The sequence below is a fragment of the Acinetobacter bouvetii DSM 14964 = CIP 107468 genome (assembly GCF_000368865.1).
GTDB classification, from domain to species: Bacteria; Pseudomonadota; Gammaproteobacteria; order Pseudomonadales; family Moraxellaceae; genus Acinetobacter; species Acinetobacter bouvetii.
The window spans coordinates 347,252-365,445 of record NZ_KB849727.1 but is presented as its reverse complement, the minus strand read 5'-3'; the positions used below and the strand labels follow the sequence as shown (position 1 = coordinate 365,445).

Below are 18,194 nucleotides of genomic sequence, written 5' to 3'. Positions count from 1 at the left end.
TGCTAAAATAATACACATGTTGTTTAGACTTTAAAGCTATATACATGTTCCAACAAGAAATATCACAACTGAAACTTGGCCAGCTCAAGGCTGGTGAAAAGCGCTGGATTGGCAATTTGCAAGGCTCAGCGGCTGGTCTGCTGTTTAAAGAAATTGCAGCGCAGAATAAGCAGCTGTTTGTCATTGTCGCCCGCAACAGCCAGCATCTAGGCCAGTTGGAAAGTGAGCTGGAATTTTACGGAATAAAGCCCACAATTTTTCCGGATTGGGAAATTTTGCCTTATGACCGCCTGTCACCGCATCAGGATATTGTGTCGGAACGTTTGGCAATTTTATCAAATATGCCGAAATCAGGCGTGCTGCTGATTTCTGCGTCTACTTTAGCGCAGCGCATTGCGCCGGCTTCATGGGTGCTGGGTGAACATTTTGATATTAAAGTCGGACAGAAATTTGATTTAGAACAGCAAAAACTCAAACTGATTCAAGCGGGCTATCATCTGGTCGATACGGTATATGATCATGGAGAATTTGCGGTACGCGGCAGCATCATGGATATCTATGCCTCAGGTCAATCCGCGCCTATACGCATAGACTTGTTTGATGATGAAATTGAAACTCTGAAATTTTTTGATCCTGAAACGCAACGCACTTCAGAAACACTGCAAAATTTTACGGTGCTTCCGGCTAAAGAATTTCCATTAAAAGAAGGCCGGGCTGTATTCCGCGACCGCTATGCGGATATGTTTCCAGCAGCTAATCCAAAGAAAAATCCAATTTATCAGGATGTTTTAGAAGGCATTGCATCTCCTGGGCTAGAGTTTTATCTGCCTTTGTTTTTCAGCGCTGAAGCGATGCAAAGCCAAAGTACGCTGATGGCGTACTTACCCAAGAATGGCATTGTCATTACAGATAAAGACGTAGATGAGGGTTTGACCCAGTTTTGGAAAGAAGCTGTGCGCCGTTATGAAGACCGCCGGCATAATGTTGACCATCCGATTTTAGCGCCAGAACATCTGTTTATGCAGCCGAGTCAAGTGCTGGAGCAGTTGAATCTTTTTGGCCGGGTGATTGCATCAAGTGAATGCTTTGAAGAAAAACCGGGTGTGCTGAATATTGAGTCGGAGTTGCCGCCTAGGCTACCTGTGGATCCAAAGCGGGAAAAGCCATTTGCCGAAGTTAAAAATTATATAGACCGCAGCGGCCACCCAGTGCTGCTGGTTGCAGAAAGCGCCGGCCGGCGTGAAACATTGAAAGATGCTTTGCGTCCGTCTTTAGGTGATATTCCGTACGTCTCGAATTTTAATGATTTTATCGAATCAATGCAGGCTGTTGCCATTACCAATGCGCCTTTAGAGCGCGGTTTATTGCTGCCCGGCAAGATTACCGTCATTTCAGAAAATCAGCTGTATGAACACCGTGTGGTGCAGCGCCGCCGCAAACGTCAGCAGGATGTTTCCGAAGAGTTTTTAATCCGCAGCTTAACCGAGCTGAGCCTGGGCGCTCCCGTCGTGCATATCGATTATGGTGTAGGCCGTTATGCCGGGTTAGTCACCTTAAGCATTGATGATCAGGATCATGAGTTTTTACAGCTGGATTATGCAGATGCCGCCAAGGTTTATGTGCCGGTGACCAACTTGCATCTGATCAGCCGTTACAGCGGCGGTGATCCTGATTTAGCGCCTTTGCATAAGCTGGGTACAGATGCCTGGAATAAAGCAAAACGCAAAGCCCTGGAGCAGATCCATGATGTGGCCGCAGAGCTTTTGCATATTCAGGCGCGCCGCCAGTCTAAGCCGGGTTTTGGATTTGAGCTGGATCATAGTCTATATATGCAGTTTGCCAGCGGTTTTGCATATGAAGAGACATTGGATCAGGCCAATGCAATTGAAGCCACGCTGCATGACATGCAGTTAGCCAAACCGATGGACCGTTTAGTCTGCGGTGATGTCGGTTTTGGCAAAACAGAAGTGGCAATGCGGGCGGCCTTTGTTGCCGTGCAAAATAACAAGCAGGTTGCCGTTCTGGTGCCAACAACCTTATTGGCACAGCAGCATTACGAATCATTTAAAGACCGTTTTGCCGATTGGCCGGTACGGATCGAGGTGTTATCGCGTTTTGGCACATCCAAGTCACATACGAAAACGATTGAAGATTTGGCTGAAGGCAAAGTGGATATTGTGATTGGCACACATAAGATCCTGCAGGAAAATGTGCAGTTCAAAAATCTGGGACTGATGATTGTTGATGAAGAGCACCGCTTTGGCGTGCGTGACAAAGAGCGGATCAAAGCCCTGCGCGCAGATGTGGATATGCTGACGTTGACCGCAACCCCAATTCCGAGGACGCTGAATATGGCTTTCAGCGGCATGCGGGATTTATCGATTATTGCGACGCCGCCCGCCCGCCGTTTAGCTGTAAAAACTTTTGTGCAGGAACATACGGCTGAATCTATTAAAGAAGCGATTCTTCGTGAATTGCTCCGCGGCGGTCAGGTGTATTTCCTGCACAATGAAGTAGACACCATAGAGCGCACAGCCGAGAATATTCGAGACTTGGTGCCGGAAGCGCGTGTAGCCGTAGCGCATGGCCAGATGCGCGAGCGTGAGCTGGAACAGGTCATGCAGCAGTTCTACCATAAAGAATACAATGTGCTGGTGTGTTCAACCATCATTGAAACAGGCATTGATGTGCCAAATGCCAACACCATATTGATTGAACGGGCGGATAAGCTGGGTTTGGCACAGCTGCATCAATTGCGCGGACGGGTTGGCCGGTCTCATCATCAAGCTTATGCCTACTTGCTTGTACCGTCGATAAAAGGCTTAAAAGGCGATGCGGAGAAACGCCTTGATGCGATCAGCCGTGCGTCAAACCTAGGCGCGGGCTTCATGCTGGCGACAGAAGATTTGGAAATCCGCGGCGCAGGTGAACTGCTGGGTGAACAGCAAAGCGGTTCGATGCAGGCCATTGGATACAGCCTGTATATGGAGATGCTTGAAAAAGCCACAAAGGCCATTCAAAAGGGCAAAGCCCCGAATTTCGATGCGCCATTGTCATTGACTGCAGAAATTACTTTGCATATGCCCGCTTTAATTCCAGATGAATATTTGGGTGATGTGCATCAGCGCCTGCTGTTCTATAAACGTATCAGCAATACAGACAGCACAGACAAATTGGATAATATCCGGATGGAGCTGATCGACCGTTTTGGTGTGCCGCCGCAGCCGGTCAAACAGCTGTTCGCTGTGCATCAAATCCGCCTCAAAGCAGAACAGCTGGGCATTACTAAAATTGATATCAGCAGTCATGGCGGGCACTTAGAGTTTTCACCGGATACTCCTGTGCAGGCTATAAGCATTATTCAAATGATGCAGAAACATCCGACCTTTTTTAGAATGGAAGGCGGGCAGCGCTTAAAAGTCATGGTGATGCTGGAAGATTATGAAAAGCGCATACAGTTTTTGAATGATCTGCTGGATAATTTAATGAAAGAATTGCATTGAATGTAAAGTTTTTTTACTGAATGGCGGTATGTGCAGCAGCATTTCTGCACGTATTTTATTCTTTTTAAGAAATCTTTGATTTTTTTCATAAATTTATTAAAGTTTTATGTGTGATTCAATTCAGCTAAATGCAATGATATTTATACTGAAAACATAAAGCTGAGAATATTCACGTCCATAAGGATGTGATAGTATTGGCTATCATTCTAATTTGCATCATTTATAAAGATATGTTTAGTTTACATCCACAACTTGCTCAAGATACGTTTTATGTAGGCGATTTTCCACTGTCAACATGTCGTTTAATGAATGATATGCAATTTCCGTGGCTCATTTTGATCCCTCGCGTACCAGGCGTTACAGAACTTTATGAACTGAGCCAGGCTGATCAGGAGCAATTCCTGCGTGAATCGAGCTGGCTTTCAAGTCAATTGGCCCGTGTATTCCGTGCCGACAAAATGAATGTTGCAGCTTTGGGCAACATGGTGCCGCAGCTGCATTTTCATCATGTCGTACGCTATCAAAACGATGTGGCTTGGCCAAAACCAGTATGGGGCACGCCGGCAGTTCCATACAGCAATGATGTACTGGCGCATATGCGTCAAACTTTAATGCTTGCACTTCGCGGTCAAGGCGACATGCCATTTGACTGGCGCATGGATTGATCAGAAAGCGGTCTATAGCGGGGTATGACTGTGATTGTCTGTTAGGAGTGAGTGTGTGCCATTAGACGATTGGATCAATAAAGAGCCAAAACAGTTTGAATATTTTCATCGGTTGATGGGGTATATCATGCTGTCTTTGGTTGTAGTCGTTTATTACTACACTCAGCCAGATACAGAATATCAAGTCTATATCCCGATTTTTTTGCTGCTCATCTTGCTGATCACGCCAAAACTCTCGCATTGGCTGATCTATAGATACAATAATAAAGTTAAACGCACAGTATTGTTTTTTATTGATATTATTGTGCTTTCGGTCATGCTGTCGGCAGTACATCTGAATTTGGTGCTGACGTTTCTTGGCCTGTTTGCGCTGCTGTATACAATCATCAGCAACAAGATATCCTTTTTGATGGTGTCTTTAGCCAGCCTCACCGGAATAGTCGTTTTTTATTTCTGCACGATTTTTATTTTCGGCTTTCATGAATATTTTGAACCGACCAATAGCGAATTAACCATTTTAGGCTTTATCTGTTTAATTTCTTATTTTGGTGTGGGCAGTTTTTATCAGAGTGGCCAAACTTACTATCTCGCGAAGAAAAAAGATCATTACTTTGATCAAATGAACCGCTATATGGAATTTGCCAATCAGCTCAGCCGCTATGCGCCAGTGCAGTTGTGGCAATCCATTATGAAAGGTGAATCAGAAGCCAAAATTGAATACAAGCGTAAAAAGCTCACGGTTTTCTTTTCTGATATTCAAGGTTTTACTGAGCTTTCTGAAACGCTGATTCCGGATGACTTGGCCTTCCTGCTGAATGATTATCTTAGCCACATGACCGAGATCGCCAAGCAGTATGAAGCAACTGTTGATAAATTCATGGGTGATGCGATTCTGATTTTCTTTGGCGATCCGCATAGCCAAGGCGTCGAGCAGGATGCTAAAGTCTGTCTGGAAATGGCGATGGTCATGCGCCAGCAAATGAAGCTGCTACGCGAGCGCTGGGTTAAAATGGGCTATCCGCCCTTACATATCCGCATGGGGATTTCGACGGGCTATTGCCACGTTGGGAACTATGGCGCGGCGCACCGCATGGCTTATACCATTGTGGGCCGAGATGCCAACTTGGCTGCGCGGCTGCAAAGCGCGGCTGAAGTAGATGAAATTTTAATTTCTGATGATACGCATCAGCTGGTGAAAAACGATTATCTTTGTGCGCCGAAAGCGCCAATTTATTTGAAAGGCATTAAAGGGCCTGTCCGGACTTGGCAAGTCATGGAAAAATATTCTTCGAAGAAGACAGATTATCAGCGCTGGTTTGATTACGAGTATAAAGGTTTTCATTTGCTGCTGAATTTGGATGAAGTGCAGAACTTTGAATATCCGGAATTGATCCTGGTGCTGGAAAAAATGATTAAACGCTTGCAGACCCAGCAAAAAATGACCAACTCAGAAGGTATAGTGAAGCTGAATCTGGAAGATGAAGTGATTGTGGAAGAAACACATCATCATTAATGATTTGGACAGCCAAACAAAAATAAGCATTATTTATCGGTTTTTTAAAAATTTGGTGTCTGATCCGGTATTTATTTTTAATGTTTAATGAATTTTCTGCATTTCGAGATTAAAAAAACCGCTGAAATCAGCGGTTTTTTTATTTTAACAATCAGTGATTTTCAGAAGCATGATTGATGGTGTACTTTGGAATTTCTACTTCCAAATCTTCATCTTCAATTTTGACTTGGCAAGATAGGCGGGAATCTGGTTCCAAGCCCCATGCGCGGTCTAGTAAATCAGCTTCAATATCATCCATTTCGTCTAAACCGTCAAAGCCTTTACGGACAATCACATGGCAAGTGGTGCATGCTTTTGACATGTCGCAAGCATGTTCAATTTTAATGCCGTTATCGAGCAGGCTCTGGCATAGATTTGCATTCTGCTCAACTTCAAACTCAGCGCCATTAGGGCAAATGGTTGCGTGAGGCAATACTTTAATACGTGGCATAGTCTTTACCTATAAATTAGTTTGAGTTTGACCAGTCGTCGAGCTTGGTGCCCTTAAGTGCGGCATCGATATGCTGATTCATGCGCGCTGCAGCAAAGGCGTCGCTGTGTATTTTAAGCTGTTCTACAGCATCTTCAATGGCTTTAATTTCATCACCTTCAAGCTGAACTTCGAGCTGAACTTTGGCAGTATTTAAAGCTGACAACTCTGATGCAGATAAGAGCTGCGCATCGGCTTTTAAAGCCTGCTCTAAAGCTTCAAGTTCGCGTTTAGCTTCAACTTTGGTTTCTTGCAGGTGCCGAAGCGCTTTGTCTTCTTCTGCAAATTTAAAACCGTCCAGCAGCAGGCGTTCAGTGTCTGAGTCTGATAAGCCATATGAAGGTTTAATATCAATTTGCGCATGCACGCCAGAAGTCGTTTCTGTTGCTGAAACAGTAAGCAAGCCATCTGCATCAACCTGGAAAGTTACTTCAATGCGGGCCTGACCGGCAGTCATTGGCGGAATGCCGCGCAACACAAAACGGCCAAGGCTGCGGCAGTGTTCTACTAAGTCGCGTTCACCTTGAACCACATGAATCAGCATGGCGGTTTGGCCATCTTGATATGTAGTGAATTCTTGGCGGCGCGCGACGGGGATGGCGGTATTGCGCGAAATTAAGCGTTCTACCAAGCCGCCCATGGTCTCTAGGCCAAGAGACAGTGGGGTAACGTCCAGCAGCAAGGCGCCATCTTGAGCATTGCCGATCAGCTGATTGGCTGTAATGGATGCGCCAATGGCAACGACTTCGTCAGGATTGATAGTGCAAAGCGGTTCTTGATTGAAGACTTCACCGACAGCTTTTTGCACCGCATAAGAACGGGTAGAGCCGCCCACCAAAACGACATTCTGAATATCATTCAGCTCTAATTTGGCATCACGCATCACGCGTTTGCAGACACTGATGGTTTTGTCTAAAGCAACTTTGATGATGGCTTCAAATGCAGGGCGGTCCAAGGTTAAGCTTTGATTTAAAAGTTTCAGTTCGACAGATTCAGCATCCGATAACGCTTCTTTGGCTTTACGTGCTGCAACAATGAAATGTGCAAATTCGCTGTCATTTAAATGTTCAATTTGAAGCTGTTTTTTTGCCCATTTCACAATCAAGCGGTCTAAATCGTCACCGCCCAGGGCAGTATGGCCGCCTGTTGCTAAAACTTCAAATACGCCTTGAGAAAAGCGTAAAATGGAAACATCAAATGTACCGCCGCCTAAGTCATAAATGACATAGTTGCGGTCTTGCGCTAAGTTGCTTTCTTGGTCTAAGCCATAAGCCACAGCTGCAGCTGTAGGCTCATTGAGCAAGCGGAGAACATTTAAACCGGCTAACTGAGCGGCATCGCGCGTTGCTTGGCGCTGCGCCTCATCAAAATAAGCTGGAACAGTAATGACTGCGCCATTGACTGGATTCTTTAAACTTTCTTCTGCACGGTCTTTTAATTGCTTTAAAATTTCAGCTGAAATCTCAACAGGTGTTTTTCGGCCCTGAGCAGTTTCAAAGGCAGGCATTTGATTGTCTTCGCCAGACAATTCATAGGGATGCTGAAATTTAATGTCTGCCTTAGAGCGGCCCATAAAACGCTTTACAGAGACAATGGTATTTTTAGGATCTGCTGTAATAAAGGGTTTTGCATCATCGCCATATTCGGTGCTTTGAGCAGAATAGTGCACGATTGATGGAAGTAACACACGGCCTTGCTGGTCTTGAAGCACTTTGGCTTTACCTGAAAGAACAGTGGCAACCAAAGAATGGGTGGTGCCTAAATCGATACCAATCGCAATGCGATGTTCATGCGGTGCACTTGATTGACCTGGTTCTGCAATCTGCAAGAGAGCCATTGTGTTACATCCTTAGAACTTAAATATTTGTAAACAAGTAAAATTAAAAATCATCATCTAAATCAAAGCTGTCATCATCCAGAAAACGGTCTTCAGCTTTGTTGATGTCAGCCATGACTTTTACAAAGAATCGCAGTTTGCGCACTGTATCACGCGCTTCCGCCCAATCCTCATCTGCATAATCAATTTTAAATTCGCGGACTAAACCGCTGATCCATTGTTCAACCTCAGTTTTCAATGAAATTAAATCATCGGCAGAGGCTGCATCATCCAGCTGTTCGCGAATTTCCAAAGCAGACTGCAAAAACTCAAAATCACTGATGGATTGATCCAGATGATAATCTTGCTTTTTTAAGCTGAGCAAATATGCAGCGCGGCTGTCAACATTTGATAACGCTTTGAATGCCTGATTGATTTCGCTTGATTTAATCAAGGCTTGATCTTTATCTTCGGCTTTATCCGGGTGATATTGCTGCTGCAGCTGAAGAAAAGCATCTTTTAAAGCTGCCAAATCAATATCGAGTGCTGCAGGAAGGTTGAACAGCTCAAAATGATTCATGGGAGAAATGATCCGCGATTAAGGTGCAAAAGTATGCTTTAAATACAATTAAAACAGTGTATTTTACACTGTTTTAATGCAAAACAAGGCGAGTTGTGATTAAACAGTGAATGATTCACCGCAGCCGCATTCGCCTTTTTTATTAGGGTTGTTAAACTCGAAGCCTTCGTTTAGACCATTTTTAACATAGTCCATTTCCATGCCTTCAAGATAAACTAAGCTTTTCGGGTCAACGAAGACTTTAACGCCAAACTGTTCAAATGTTTGGTCATGAGTGTCAACTTCATCGACGAACTCAAGCACATAGGCTAAACCAGAACAGCCTGAAGTTTTCACGCCAACGCGAATACCTTCACCCTTACCGCGATTCTTTAAATAATTGCTGATATGAGCTGCAGCATTTTCAGTTAAGTGAATCATGAAAACTCCGTAATACTTACTTCAAAAACTTGAAACGATTAAGCTTTAGTTTTTTTGCTGCGGTAATCTTCAACAGCAGCTTTAATGGCGTCTTCTGCAAGTACAGAACAGTGTACTTTGACAGGAGGAAGGGCAAGTTCAGTCGCGATATCAATATTTTTGATCGCTTGAGCTTCATCCAGTGTTTTGCCTTTCAGCCATTCTGTTACCAATGAGCTGGAAGCGATTGCCGAACCGCAGCCATAAGTTTTAAAGCGCGCTTCTTCAATTACACCGTTGTCATCCACTTGGATTTGAAGGCGCATTACATCGCCACAAGCGGGTGCGCCGACCATACCTGTACCAACATTTTCTGCATTTTTGTCTAAAACACCAACATTACGGGGGTTTTCGTAATGGTCGATTACTTTTTCGCTATAAGCCATGATGCTTCTCCAAACCTCGGGGTCAGCCTAATATTAAATATGGGGGTGAAATTACAGTTTTCAATGAGATAGCTTTATCGTTAAAGCTATCTCAGCGGGATGAATTAGTGTTCAGCCCATTCAACAGTAGAAAGGTCGATACCATCTTTGTACATGTCCCAAAGCGGAGAAAGGTCACGCAATTTCTCAACAGCAGCTTTAGTAATCTCAAGAACATGGTCGATATCTTCTTCAGTCGTGTATTTGCCAAAACTGAAGCGGATAGAACTGTGCGCAAGCTCATCAGTCAAGCCGAGCGCGCGGAGCACATAAGATGGCTCAAGTGTTGCAGATGTACATGCTGAACCGGAAGATACAGCGGCATCTTTCAAGGCCATCATCAATGATTCGCCTTCAACAAAGTTGAAGCTTACATTTAAATAGTTTGCAACATTGAGTGTTGGATGGCCATTGAGGAAAACCTGTTCGAGGCCTTGCAGACCATTCCAAAGCTTGTCACGCAATACACGAATGCGGGCTTGTTCAGATGCCAGGTTTTTACCTGCAAGTTCAAACGCTTCACCCATACCCACAATTTGGTGAGTTGCAAGTGTGCCTGAACGCATGCCGCGCTCATGACCGCCGCCATGCATTTGCGCTTTAACGCGAACACGCGGAGAGCGGCGGACAAATAGAGCACCAATGCCTTTAGGGCCATAAATTTTGTGTGCAGAGAAGCTCATCAGATCAACTTTCATTGTAGAAAGGTCAATCTCAACTTTACCTGCAGCTTGAGCCGCATCAACATGGAAGAAGATTTTTTTAGCGCGGGTAATTTCACCAATGGCAGCAACATCAGTGACGGTGCCGATTTCATTGTTTACCATCATCAGGGAAACAAGAATAGTGTCTGGGCGGATCGCCGCTTCAACCATTTCCGGTGTAATTAAGCCAGTTTTTTCCTGCGGCTCAATATATGTAATTTCAAAGCCTTCTTCTTCTAATTCACGGCAAGTATCTAAAATTGCTTTATGTTCAATTTTAGACGTAATGATGTGCTTGCCTTTTGATGCGTAAAACTGAGCTACACCTTTTAGTGCAAGGTTGTCAGATTCAGTTGCGCCCGAAGTCCATACGATTTCACGCGGATCAGCTTTAATTAAGTTTGCGACTTGTTCACGTGCATATTCTACTTTTTCTTCTGCCTGCCAGCCATAAGCGTGCGAACGCGATGCGGCATTGCCAAAAGTACCGTCAAACGTTAGGCACTCCATCATACGTTCTGCAACTTGAGGATCTACAGGAGTAGTTGCTGCATAATCAAGATAAATAGGACGCTTCATGTCAAATACCTGTAACCGATAGAAGGGCTGAATCAAATGCTGAAGAGTTTTGGCGGATGGCAACGGTTTGTACATTGTCACGCGCTACTAAGTCAGCAAGTGTGATTTTAGCGAGATAATCGGCAATATGATGGGAGAGTTCTTGCCATAAATCATGAGTTAAGCACATCGCGCCATTTTGGCAATTGCCTTTATGGTCACAGCGGGTGGCGTCAACTGTTTCATTTACAGCTTCAATAATTTCTAAAACAGTGATCTCTTCAGCGCTTCGTGCTAAATGGTAGCCGCCGTTTGCACCGCGGATACTGGAAACTAAGCCGTGGCGCTTTAATTTCGCAAATAGCTGCTCTAGATAGGCTACTGAAATTGTTTGACGTGTTGCAATTTCTGCAAGAGTAATCGTTTGTTCAGTAGGCTGCAAAGCTAGATCAAGTAGAGCAGTCACTGCGTAACGACCGCGAGTTGTTAAGCGCATGATTCAATACACGTGATTAGACTAGATGTGCTGATTCTAAGAATCCTGACTAAAATAGTCAAGTTTTTTTAAGATTGTTTATTAAATTTGCATTTTTTATAAAAAATTTATATTTATCTAAGCCATAAATTATACACTAATAACGCGATTAAAAGCATTGTAATAATTGTAAATATAACGTTTATCCGCTTTTGGCGGCGTTCAATACGCTTAATGCGGTTTTTGTATTGGATGACTTCAACTTGCAGTGTATTGATTCTAGAGCGCTGCTGATCAATTTTTTCCAATAGCGGCGCAATGCGCTTTTTGGATGCAATTACATCCTGGTCATCCGCCGGTTCTGTCAGCCACTGTTTCCAGTCAGCGAGTACTTTAGGCAGGCTGAACAGTGACAGCAAATCACGGAATTCATCCTTTAAAACGGTATTGCCGTCAATGCGCATGCCTTTGATGCTGCGGCGGTTGCCGAAAATAAAGATTTTGATTAAATCCATTAATGTGGTGCGGACATCTAAATCGACCGCTTTTTCAGGCGCTTTATCATCAAATAGAATGCCATTTTCAGTAAATTGCACATAGAAGTCGAAATAAGGGATATAGCTGTTTATTTTGATGGCTATTTTTTCATCTACGAATTTTTTTGCCTGCAGCGCGACAACACGGTCATGTTTCAAGATAAACGTGAAAATTGTTTCTAAAACAATTAAGGTCATTGTGAGCAACAAATGCGGCTGATTTTGTCTTTGTTGCGTGTCACTCATAAAAATCCAATCCTTTCCTGAAATAAAAAAAACAAGCATCCTGCCTGTGGGTGATTTCAGGTTAAAACTAAAAACACTTGAATTAAATTGCTTTGTAGAACAGTTTTGCAAATCTATCAAGCCTTAAGTTTGCTATTATAGTGTTAATTTGCAGATTGACATATAAATTTGCACATGAAATCACTAGGAGCGGTGCTTTGTATGGATAAAACAAATACAACTGAGTCAGACACACCTGAGCAGAACCTTTCAGAAAAACATAATAAGACGAAGTCCCGGCATCCGCATGACCGCAAATCCGTATTGGATTTTCGTAAATATACTAAACAAATTTGGCTTGCAGGATTAGGCGCTTTTTCACGTGCTGAAGAAGAAGGAAATAAGCTTTTTGATTCGCTGGTGAAAGTGGGTGAAGAGCTGGAATCGAAGAGCACAGATATCGCAGATCAGACTGTAGAGAAAGTGTCTGAAAAAGCAAAAGAATCCGTTATTGATACCAAAGATAAAGTTGAAAAAATTTTAGATAGCAGTGTAAACCACTCTTTAAACCGCTTAGGTTTGGTGGCAGCTAAAGATTTGCAGCATCTTGAGAAAATGATTTTGCAGCTTCACGCTAAAATTGACCGTTTGGCGGAAGAGCAGCGCAAAATTCAAGAGAAATTGGCTAAAAAATAGAGTTTTGTGAACAATTATTCATTTTTCAAGGTTTTTTTCGTCAAAATTTTGCAAAAAAAGAGGTTGAGGAGTATTGCGTTTCCCCCTAAAGCATTGCTATAAAGGCGCTAGGGCAAATTAAACAACTTCTGAACCTTAAATAAACGATATTAAGAGGACGTAATTTTCATGAATAAATCAGAATTAATTGATGCTATTGCAGAGAAAGGGGGATTATCTAAGGCTGACGCAGGTAAAGCTTTAGATGCAACGATCGCTTCTGTAACTGAAGCTCTTAAAGCTGGCGATACAGTAACTTTAGTTGGCTTCGGTACTTTCAGCGTTAAAGAACGCGCTGCTCGCACAGGACGCAACCCGCAAACTGGTGCAACTTTAGAAATCAAAGCAAGCAAAGTTCCAAGCTTTAAAGCTGGTAAAGGCTTGAAAGATTCTGTAGCTTAATATTATTGAGCTTCGAAACGCGCCATCATGGCGCGTTTTTTATTGATAAATATGATTTAGCGCTTTAACGCATTCATTCATTGCTGGTTTTCAGTTAAAATCCTTCGCAAATAAAATATTGGATTACTTATGGAATCTTTTCGTAAAGTCATTAAGGGCTGGCTGGGCAAGGCTTTGCTCATTTTGTTTTTAACCCCTTTAGCGCTTGTCGGTATAGAAGGATATTTTAGCAGCGGGTCAAAAGATGCCGTGAAGTCAGTCAACGGTGCTGAAATCTCTAAAAAGGATTTAGAACAGCTGACGAACTCGCTAAAAGAGCAATATCTGACTTATGCGAATGGTGATGAAACTTTACTGAATCAGAATTTCATTAGTAATAAAGCTTTAGAAACTTTGATTGCGCGTCAGTTATTGCTTCAGCAAGCGGAGAAGCTAGGCATAAGCTTAAGCGATCAGCAGTTAGTGCAAATGATTCAGCAGCAGCCAAGTTTTCAGCAAAATGGTCAATTTTCAGAAGAACTGTTTGCAAATTACTTAAAATCTATTGGTATGACAAACCGCGCGTTTATTGATAGCCTGCGTAAAGATCATGCTTTAAAAATGCTGACATCAACTTTTATGGATTATGCATTAGTCAGTAAAGGTGATATTGCGCAAATTGCGAACCTGCAAACTGAACAGCGTACCCTTCAATTGGCCAGTGTAAAATTGGACGATTACAAAAATGCGGTGAAAGTGACTGATGCGGAATTAAATGCATACTATAAAAAGCATGCTGCTCAGTTTAAGCAAGTTACCAGCGTGGATGCAGATTTTGTCGTTATTTCTCCTGCAAATATTAAAGGCGCGTCCAGCGAAGTGACGGAGGAGGAACTGCAGCAGGCCTATAACGGCTTCGTGCAGAAACAGCAGCAGTCAGCTCAGCCAGTTGTGAAGCATATTCTCATTGCTGTTGATGGCCGTACGGATGCTGAAGCGAAGAAGTTGGCTGATGAGGCCGCTGCTAAAATCAAAGCAGGCACTTCATTTGCAGCAGTTGCCGCGCAGTATTCAGAAGATCCGGCTTCCAAAGCAAATGGCGGTACAATCGCAGTTTATCAAAAAGGTGTTTTTGGCAATGCCTTTGATCAAACGGTGGCTAGCTTAAAAGCGGGCCAAGTTTCTGCTCCTGTAAAGACAGATTATGGCTATCATTTAATTGAAACTGAAGCATCGGCTGTGCAAGTGCCTTCATTTGAATCAGAAAAAGCGCGTTTAACGCAAGAAGTGCTGAAAACTAAAAATGCCAACCTATTCTCTGACACAGTGAACAGCTTGAATGACATGGTTGTAAGCAGTGATTCTTTAGATGTGGTTTCACAAGAAGTGAAGGGTGTTCAAGTTCAAACTGTGAAAGGCTTTACTTTATCAGCTTCACATCCTGTATTGAGCGATGCCAATGTTAAAGTGAAGCTGTTTAATGATGATGTTAAAAATGGCGAGCGCAACGTTTCGAGCAGCATTCTATTGGCAAACGGTGATGCAGTATGGGTGAAAGTCCGTAATTATCATCCCGCCGGCGTGCAGACTTTTGCTGAAGCGAAAGAAAAAGTGAAAGCTAAACTGATTGAGCAAAAAGCATTTGATGCGGCTAAAGCAAAAATTCAAAATGCGCTGAATGAGTTTAAAACTAAACCTGCAGCTGAAGTGAATAAATCAGGCATTAATTTTGTCAGTGCCGGCACGTTTACCCGTGCTGACGGTATGCTGAAACGTGATATTCAGCGCGCAGCATTCAGTCTTCCTGCACCTAAAGCGGGATACTGGTCAGTATCGACTGCGAAACTTCCAGATGAATTGGTGGTGGTTGCTGTAACCAACGTCAATAAAATGGATTCTGCCGCTTTACCTGAAGAACAGTTGAATGAATTGACTAAACTGTATCAGCAGCTGCGCGGTCAGCAAGAATTTGATGATTACACGCGTTATTTAAAAGCGCATGCAAAAATCAAATAATTATTCTGTAAATAAAAAAACCAGCCTTTGTGCTGGTTTTTTTATGTTTATTTTTTATGCAGATGCACACTTGGCGGCAGAGTTGTGAATTGGCTCAATTTTATAATGAAAATAACATTGGCCTGATTTGCTCAGATCATTTAAATTTTGATTTAGGTGCTTTTTAATTATTTTAAATCATATAAATAACAAAATCGAGGCGTTATGAAACAGCATAGAGGATTAGATCATTTTTTTAAAAACTCTTCATGGCAAAACAATCATCAATATATGCATGCTCATCGGCATGATCAAAATGCGGCCGTGCCATCAGTACCGAGTGTCACTGAATTTTCTTCGGTATTGGCTGGAACGGCAGATGCGAAAAGCTGGGTGGTGATTAGCGTAGGCCAAGCGCAATATCGAGTTAAAGCGGATGTGCAAGGCAATTGGAGCATAGATAATCCAATTCAGGATGGGGGATCAGCGGCTATTTATTCTGTTAATCAGTTTGGTGTCCGTTCAGAGGACATTCAGATTGCTCAATTGCCAGCGTTAATTTTGCCTCCTAAGATGCCTGAAATTATAGAAAGTGAGGAGTATTTGTCTGGAACAGCTGATCCCGGAAATACGGTAATCGTGACGCATAATGGGCAGGAATATATAGCCATTGCAGATGAAAATGGCCATTGGAGCATGCTGAATCCGCTGGTTTCTGCGGGTTCAATGACGATCACAGCGGTTAATGCAGCTGGCATGCGTTCTTATGACCTTGTTATAGCCAAAATATCTACGCTTCAAACACCGGTCATTATAGAAAATGATGAAGTATTGTCAGGAACTGGTGAGCCGAACTCGATTATTGTCATTAAGGCAAATGATGCGGACTATCGTACGCTGGTTGATGATTTGGGCAATTGGAGTATTGAAAATCCAATAGCGAACGGCGGCACAGCTGAAATATATGCAATGAATCAATATGGCAGTACATCTGTAAGTATTGCAATTGCGAAAATAGCGGAATTGCCGATCCAGCCAAGTTTTCCGTCTGTAACGGAAAGCGGTGCTGTACTGGCAGGCACTGCGGATCCGCATGCAATCATCATTATTCAGGCGAATGATACAGAGTATCGGGTGATTGCCGATGATTTGGGTAATTGGCGCATTGATAATCCAATAGCAAATGGCGGGGTATTGTCTATGATCGCGCAAGATCAATTTGGCCGGCAGTCGCCTGAAATCTTGCTGGCGGAGCCTTTTGCGCCGGTATTGCCTGAAACGCCGCAGTATGCAATTGCTGCGCCTATGGTTTTGGTTAATGGAGATATGCTGGAAGGAAAGTCTGCACCGAACTTGAAAATTGTGATCAAGGCCTATGATCAGCAATTTGAAACACATGCTAATGCAGGTGGATACTGGAAAATAGAAAATCCAATCAAAAATGGCGGCTTTGCAAGCATCTATGCAGAAGATCGTTATGGTGTTCATTCAGTAGAAATTTCTATTGCTAAAATTGCGGTAATGCCGCTTGCACCAGAAAATGATTTATCTGATGTGCTGACTGCCTATGCCGATGTACAAACCGAAACAGGCCATCAAGATCAAGGGGTAAATCTGCAAGCATCGATAGATGTTGATTCCTTGCTTCGTGCTGATCCGGTGAGTGAGGCGCAAAGTGTATGGCTGGAGCCAAATGCTATTTTGGAGCTTGATGCGGTTTTGCCTCAGCAAGAGGTTCAGAATTTATCCGTCAGCTTCGAATATCGCGCGATTGAATTGGATGCAGTGCAGCCGGCAGCTCACTGGGTGGCTTGATTGACTTGATTTTGCATTATGCAACGACTAACCAGCCCGAGGGCTGGTTTTTATGGCAAAAATTGACTGTGTTTTTTGAGTTTATAACGTTTAGGCAAATGCAGCATAATGCTATTCAAGCTAGAGTAGCAGGCTGAATGAGATCAAAATTTAATCATCATAAAGCAGCTTGATTAAACCCATCAAAAGCAAATAAGGATAATAAGAAATGGACAATTCGTTAATAAGTGCTGTAAAGCGCGCTAGCATCATTAAACTGATATTGGCACTGTTTATCTTGCTTCCATTGGCGCCGATTTATGCTGCTGAAATTAATTTTCAGAGTATTTTGCAGCAGGAACGCGCATGGGCAGGTTTAAGTACCAAAAAAGTTAAATCTGAAGAGATTGAATGGGTATACAGCGAGGGTGGAAATCCATCAAATCCAACTATTTTGCTGCTTCATGGCCTCTCAGGTACCCGTGACAACTGGAACCGTGTAGCGCGGTATTTAACGCCAAATTATCATGTGATTATTCCTGACTTGCCTGCGCATGGTGAAACCCGAGTGCCTGATGATTTTGATTTGTCCGTTGCCAATCTGGCAGAAAAGCTGCGGCGTTTTGCTGATGCGGCCAAGATAGACCCTCATTTGCATATTGCCGGCCATTCAATGGGCGGCGCTGTCGCCATGCTGTATAGCGCGCAGTATCCTTTAGAGGTAAAGTCTTTAATGCTGGCAGATGCGGCAGGGGTATTTAAAACGGCCAATACAGTGTATTTAAAAGATCCTGAGCAGTTAAGGCAACTGCTGGTCAAGCAGCCGGGTGATTTTGACAGGCTGATGCGGATAGCCATGCAAACGCAGCCATTTATACCGCTTGAACTTAAAAATGCACAGGAAAAGCTGATGCTTGCGCAGTCTAAAAACACAGAGAAAATGGTGCTGAAATTGGTTGAAATGTCAAAACTGTATACGCCGGATTCTTTTGCTTTAATGGCGCAGGCTATTGATGCGCCAACGATGATTGTTTGGGGGAAGCAGGATCAGGTGATTAACGCAGAAGCGGCTTCAGAGTTAAAAGCGCTATTAAAAAATGCAGAGCAGCCCATCCTGCTTGACGGTATTGGCCATATGCCCATTCTGGAAGCGGAGCAATTGATGGTTCAGCCATACCTGAGTTTTTTAAAGAAAGTGCGTTAACCAGAGTTGTATGAGCTGGAAGTGCAGTCTCTGCCATGATTTAAAAAATACGGGAGCCGTATAAGCAGCTCCTGTATTTTTAGGTTTAATGATGATT

At 43.2% G+C, this 18,194-nt stretch carries 16 protein-coding genes; 8 read left to right on the top strand and 8 right to left on the bottom strand.

Annotated features, from left to right (window positions below; translation table 11 throughout):
• The first annotated feature begins 44 nt into the window (after window positions 1-44).
• From mfd to F941_RS08730, 3 genes are all read left to right on the top strand, one after another.
• The gene (mfd, locus tag F941_RS08740) at window positions 45-3,503 is read left to right on the top strand and encodes a transcription-repair coupling factor (protein ID WP_005010246.1); all 3,459 of its coding nucleotides are present in this window, start codon (window positions 45-47) and stop codon (window positions 3,501-3,503) included.
• Between the two features lie 230 nt (window positions 3,504-3,733).
• On the top strand, window positions 3,734-4,168 hold the full coding sequence (locus F941_RS08735) for an HIT domain-containing protein (RefSeq protein ID WP_018572632.1): 435 nt from the start codon (window positions 3,734-3,736) through the stop codon (window positions 4,166-4,168).
• A 55-nt stretch (window positions 4,169-4,223) separates the two neighbouring features.
• The gene (locus tag F941_RS08730; RefSeq protein WP_005010242.1) at window positions 4,224-5,681 is read left to right on the top strand and encodes an adenylate/guanylate cyclase domain-containing protein; all 1,458 of its coding nucleotides are present in this window, start codon (window positions 4,224-4,226) and stop codon (window positions 5,679-5,681) included.
• Window positions 5,682-5,832: 151 nt separating this feature from the next.
• Here the strand turns inward: F941_RS08730 and fdx are convergent, their stop codons facing one another.
• The 8 genes from fdx to F941_RS08690 all read right to left on the bottom strand — a co-directional run bounded on the left by fdx (window position 5,833) and on the right by F941_RS08690 (window position 12,009).
• Complete coding sequence (fdx, locus tag F941_RS08725; RefSeq protein ID WP_005010239.1) at window positions 5,833-6,171, bottom strand: ISC system 2Fe-2S type ferredoxin; 339 nt, start codon at window positions 6,169-6,171, stop codon at window positions 5,833-5,835.
• A gap of 16 nt (window positions 6,172-6,187) precedes the next feature.
• Window positions 6,188-8,047, bottom strand: coding sequence for a Fe-S protein assembly chaperone HscA (hscA, locus tag F941_RS08720; protein ID WP_005010237.1), 1,860 nt, complete (start codon window positions 8,045-8,047; stop codon window positions 6,188-6,190).
• A gap of 43 nt (window positions 8,048-8,090) precedes the next feature.
• Window positions 8,091-8,606, bottom strand: coding sequence for a Fe-S protein assembly co-chaperone HscB (gene hscB / locus F941_RS08715; protein WP_005010236.1), 516 nt, complete (start codon window positions 8,604-8,606; stop codon window positions 8,091-8,093).
• Between the two features lie 99 nt (window positions 8,607-8,705).
• Window positions 8,706-9,026 carry an iron-sulfur cluster assembly protein IscA gene (gene iscA / locus F941_RS08710; protein WP_005010235.1) on the bottom strand — a complete coding sequence of 107 codons (321 nt, stop codon included), beginning with the start codon at window positions 9,024-9,026 and terminating at the stop codon, window positions 8,706-8,708.
• Between the two features lie 38 nt (window positions 9,027-9,064).
• Entirely contained in the window at window positions 9,065-9,451 is a 387-nt protein-coding gene (gene iscU, locus F941_RS08705) for a Fe-S cluster assembly scaffold IscU (RefSeq protein ID WP_005010233.1), read from the bottom strand.
• A gap of 104 nt (window positions 9,452-9,555) precedes the next feature.
• On the bottom strand, window positions 9,556-10,773 hold the full coding sequence (locus F941_RS08700) for an IscS subfamily cysteine desulfurase (RefSeq protein ID WP_005010232.1): 1,218 nt from the start codon (window positions 10,771-10,773) through the stop codon (window positions 9,556-9,558).
• Window position 10,774: 1 nt separating this feature from the next.
• On the bottom strand, window positions 10,775-11,248 hold the full coding sequence (locus F941_RS08695; RefSeq protein WP_005010231.1) for an Rrf2 family transcriptional regulator: 474 nt from the start codon (window positions 11,246-11,248) through the stop codon (window positions 10,775-10,777).
• Between the two features lie 113 nt (window positions 11,249-11,361).
• Window positions 11,362-12,009, bottom strand: a complete 648-nt coding sequence (locus F941_RS08690) for a hypothetical protein (protein ID WP_005010230.1) — start codon at window positions 12,007-12,009, stop codon at window positions 11,362-11,364.
• Window positions 12,010-12,210: 201 nt separating this feature from the next.
• On the opposite strand from F941_RS08690, the gene F941_RS08685 reads away from it, so the two are divergent.
• The 5 genes from F941_RS08685 (at window position 12,211) to F941_RS08665 (ending at window position 18,097) form a co-directional block, all read left to right on the top strand.
• Complete coding sequence (locus F941_RS08685; RefSeq protein WP_005010228.1) at window positions 12,211-12,684, top strand: phasin family protein; 474 nt, start codon at window positions 12,211-12,213, stop codon at window positions 12,682-12,684.
• Window positions 12,685-12,852: 168 nt separating this feature from the next.
• A complete protein-coding gene (locus F941_RS08680; protein WP_005010225.1) occupies window positions 12,853-13,125 on the top strand; it encodes an HU family DNA-binding protein in 273 nt (90 codons plus the stop codon).
• Between the two features lie 129 nt (window positions 13,126-13,254).
• On the top strand, window positions 13,255-15,120 hold the full coding sequence (locus F941_RS08675; protein ID WP_005010221.1) for a SurA N-terminal domain-containing protein: 1,866 nt from the start codon (window positions 13,255-13,257) through the stop codon (window positions 15,118-15,120).
• Between the two features lie 270 nt (window positions 15,121-15,390).
• Window positions 15,391-16,914 carry a hypothetical protein gene (locus F941_RS08670; protein ID WP_228128323.1) on the top strand — a complete coding sequence of 508 codons (1,524 nt, stop codon included), beginning with the start codon at window positions 15,391-15,393 and terminating at the stop codon, window positions 16,912-16,914.
• Window positions 16,915-17,122: 208 nt separating this feature from the next.
• A complete protein-coding gene (locus F941_RS08665) occupies window positions 17,123-18,097 on the top strand; it encodes an alpha/beta fold hydrolase (RefSeq protein WP_005010218.1) in 975 nt (324 codons plus the stop codon).
• Window positions 18,098-18,194 lie beyond the last annotated feature (97 nt).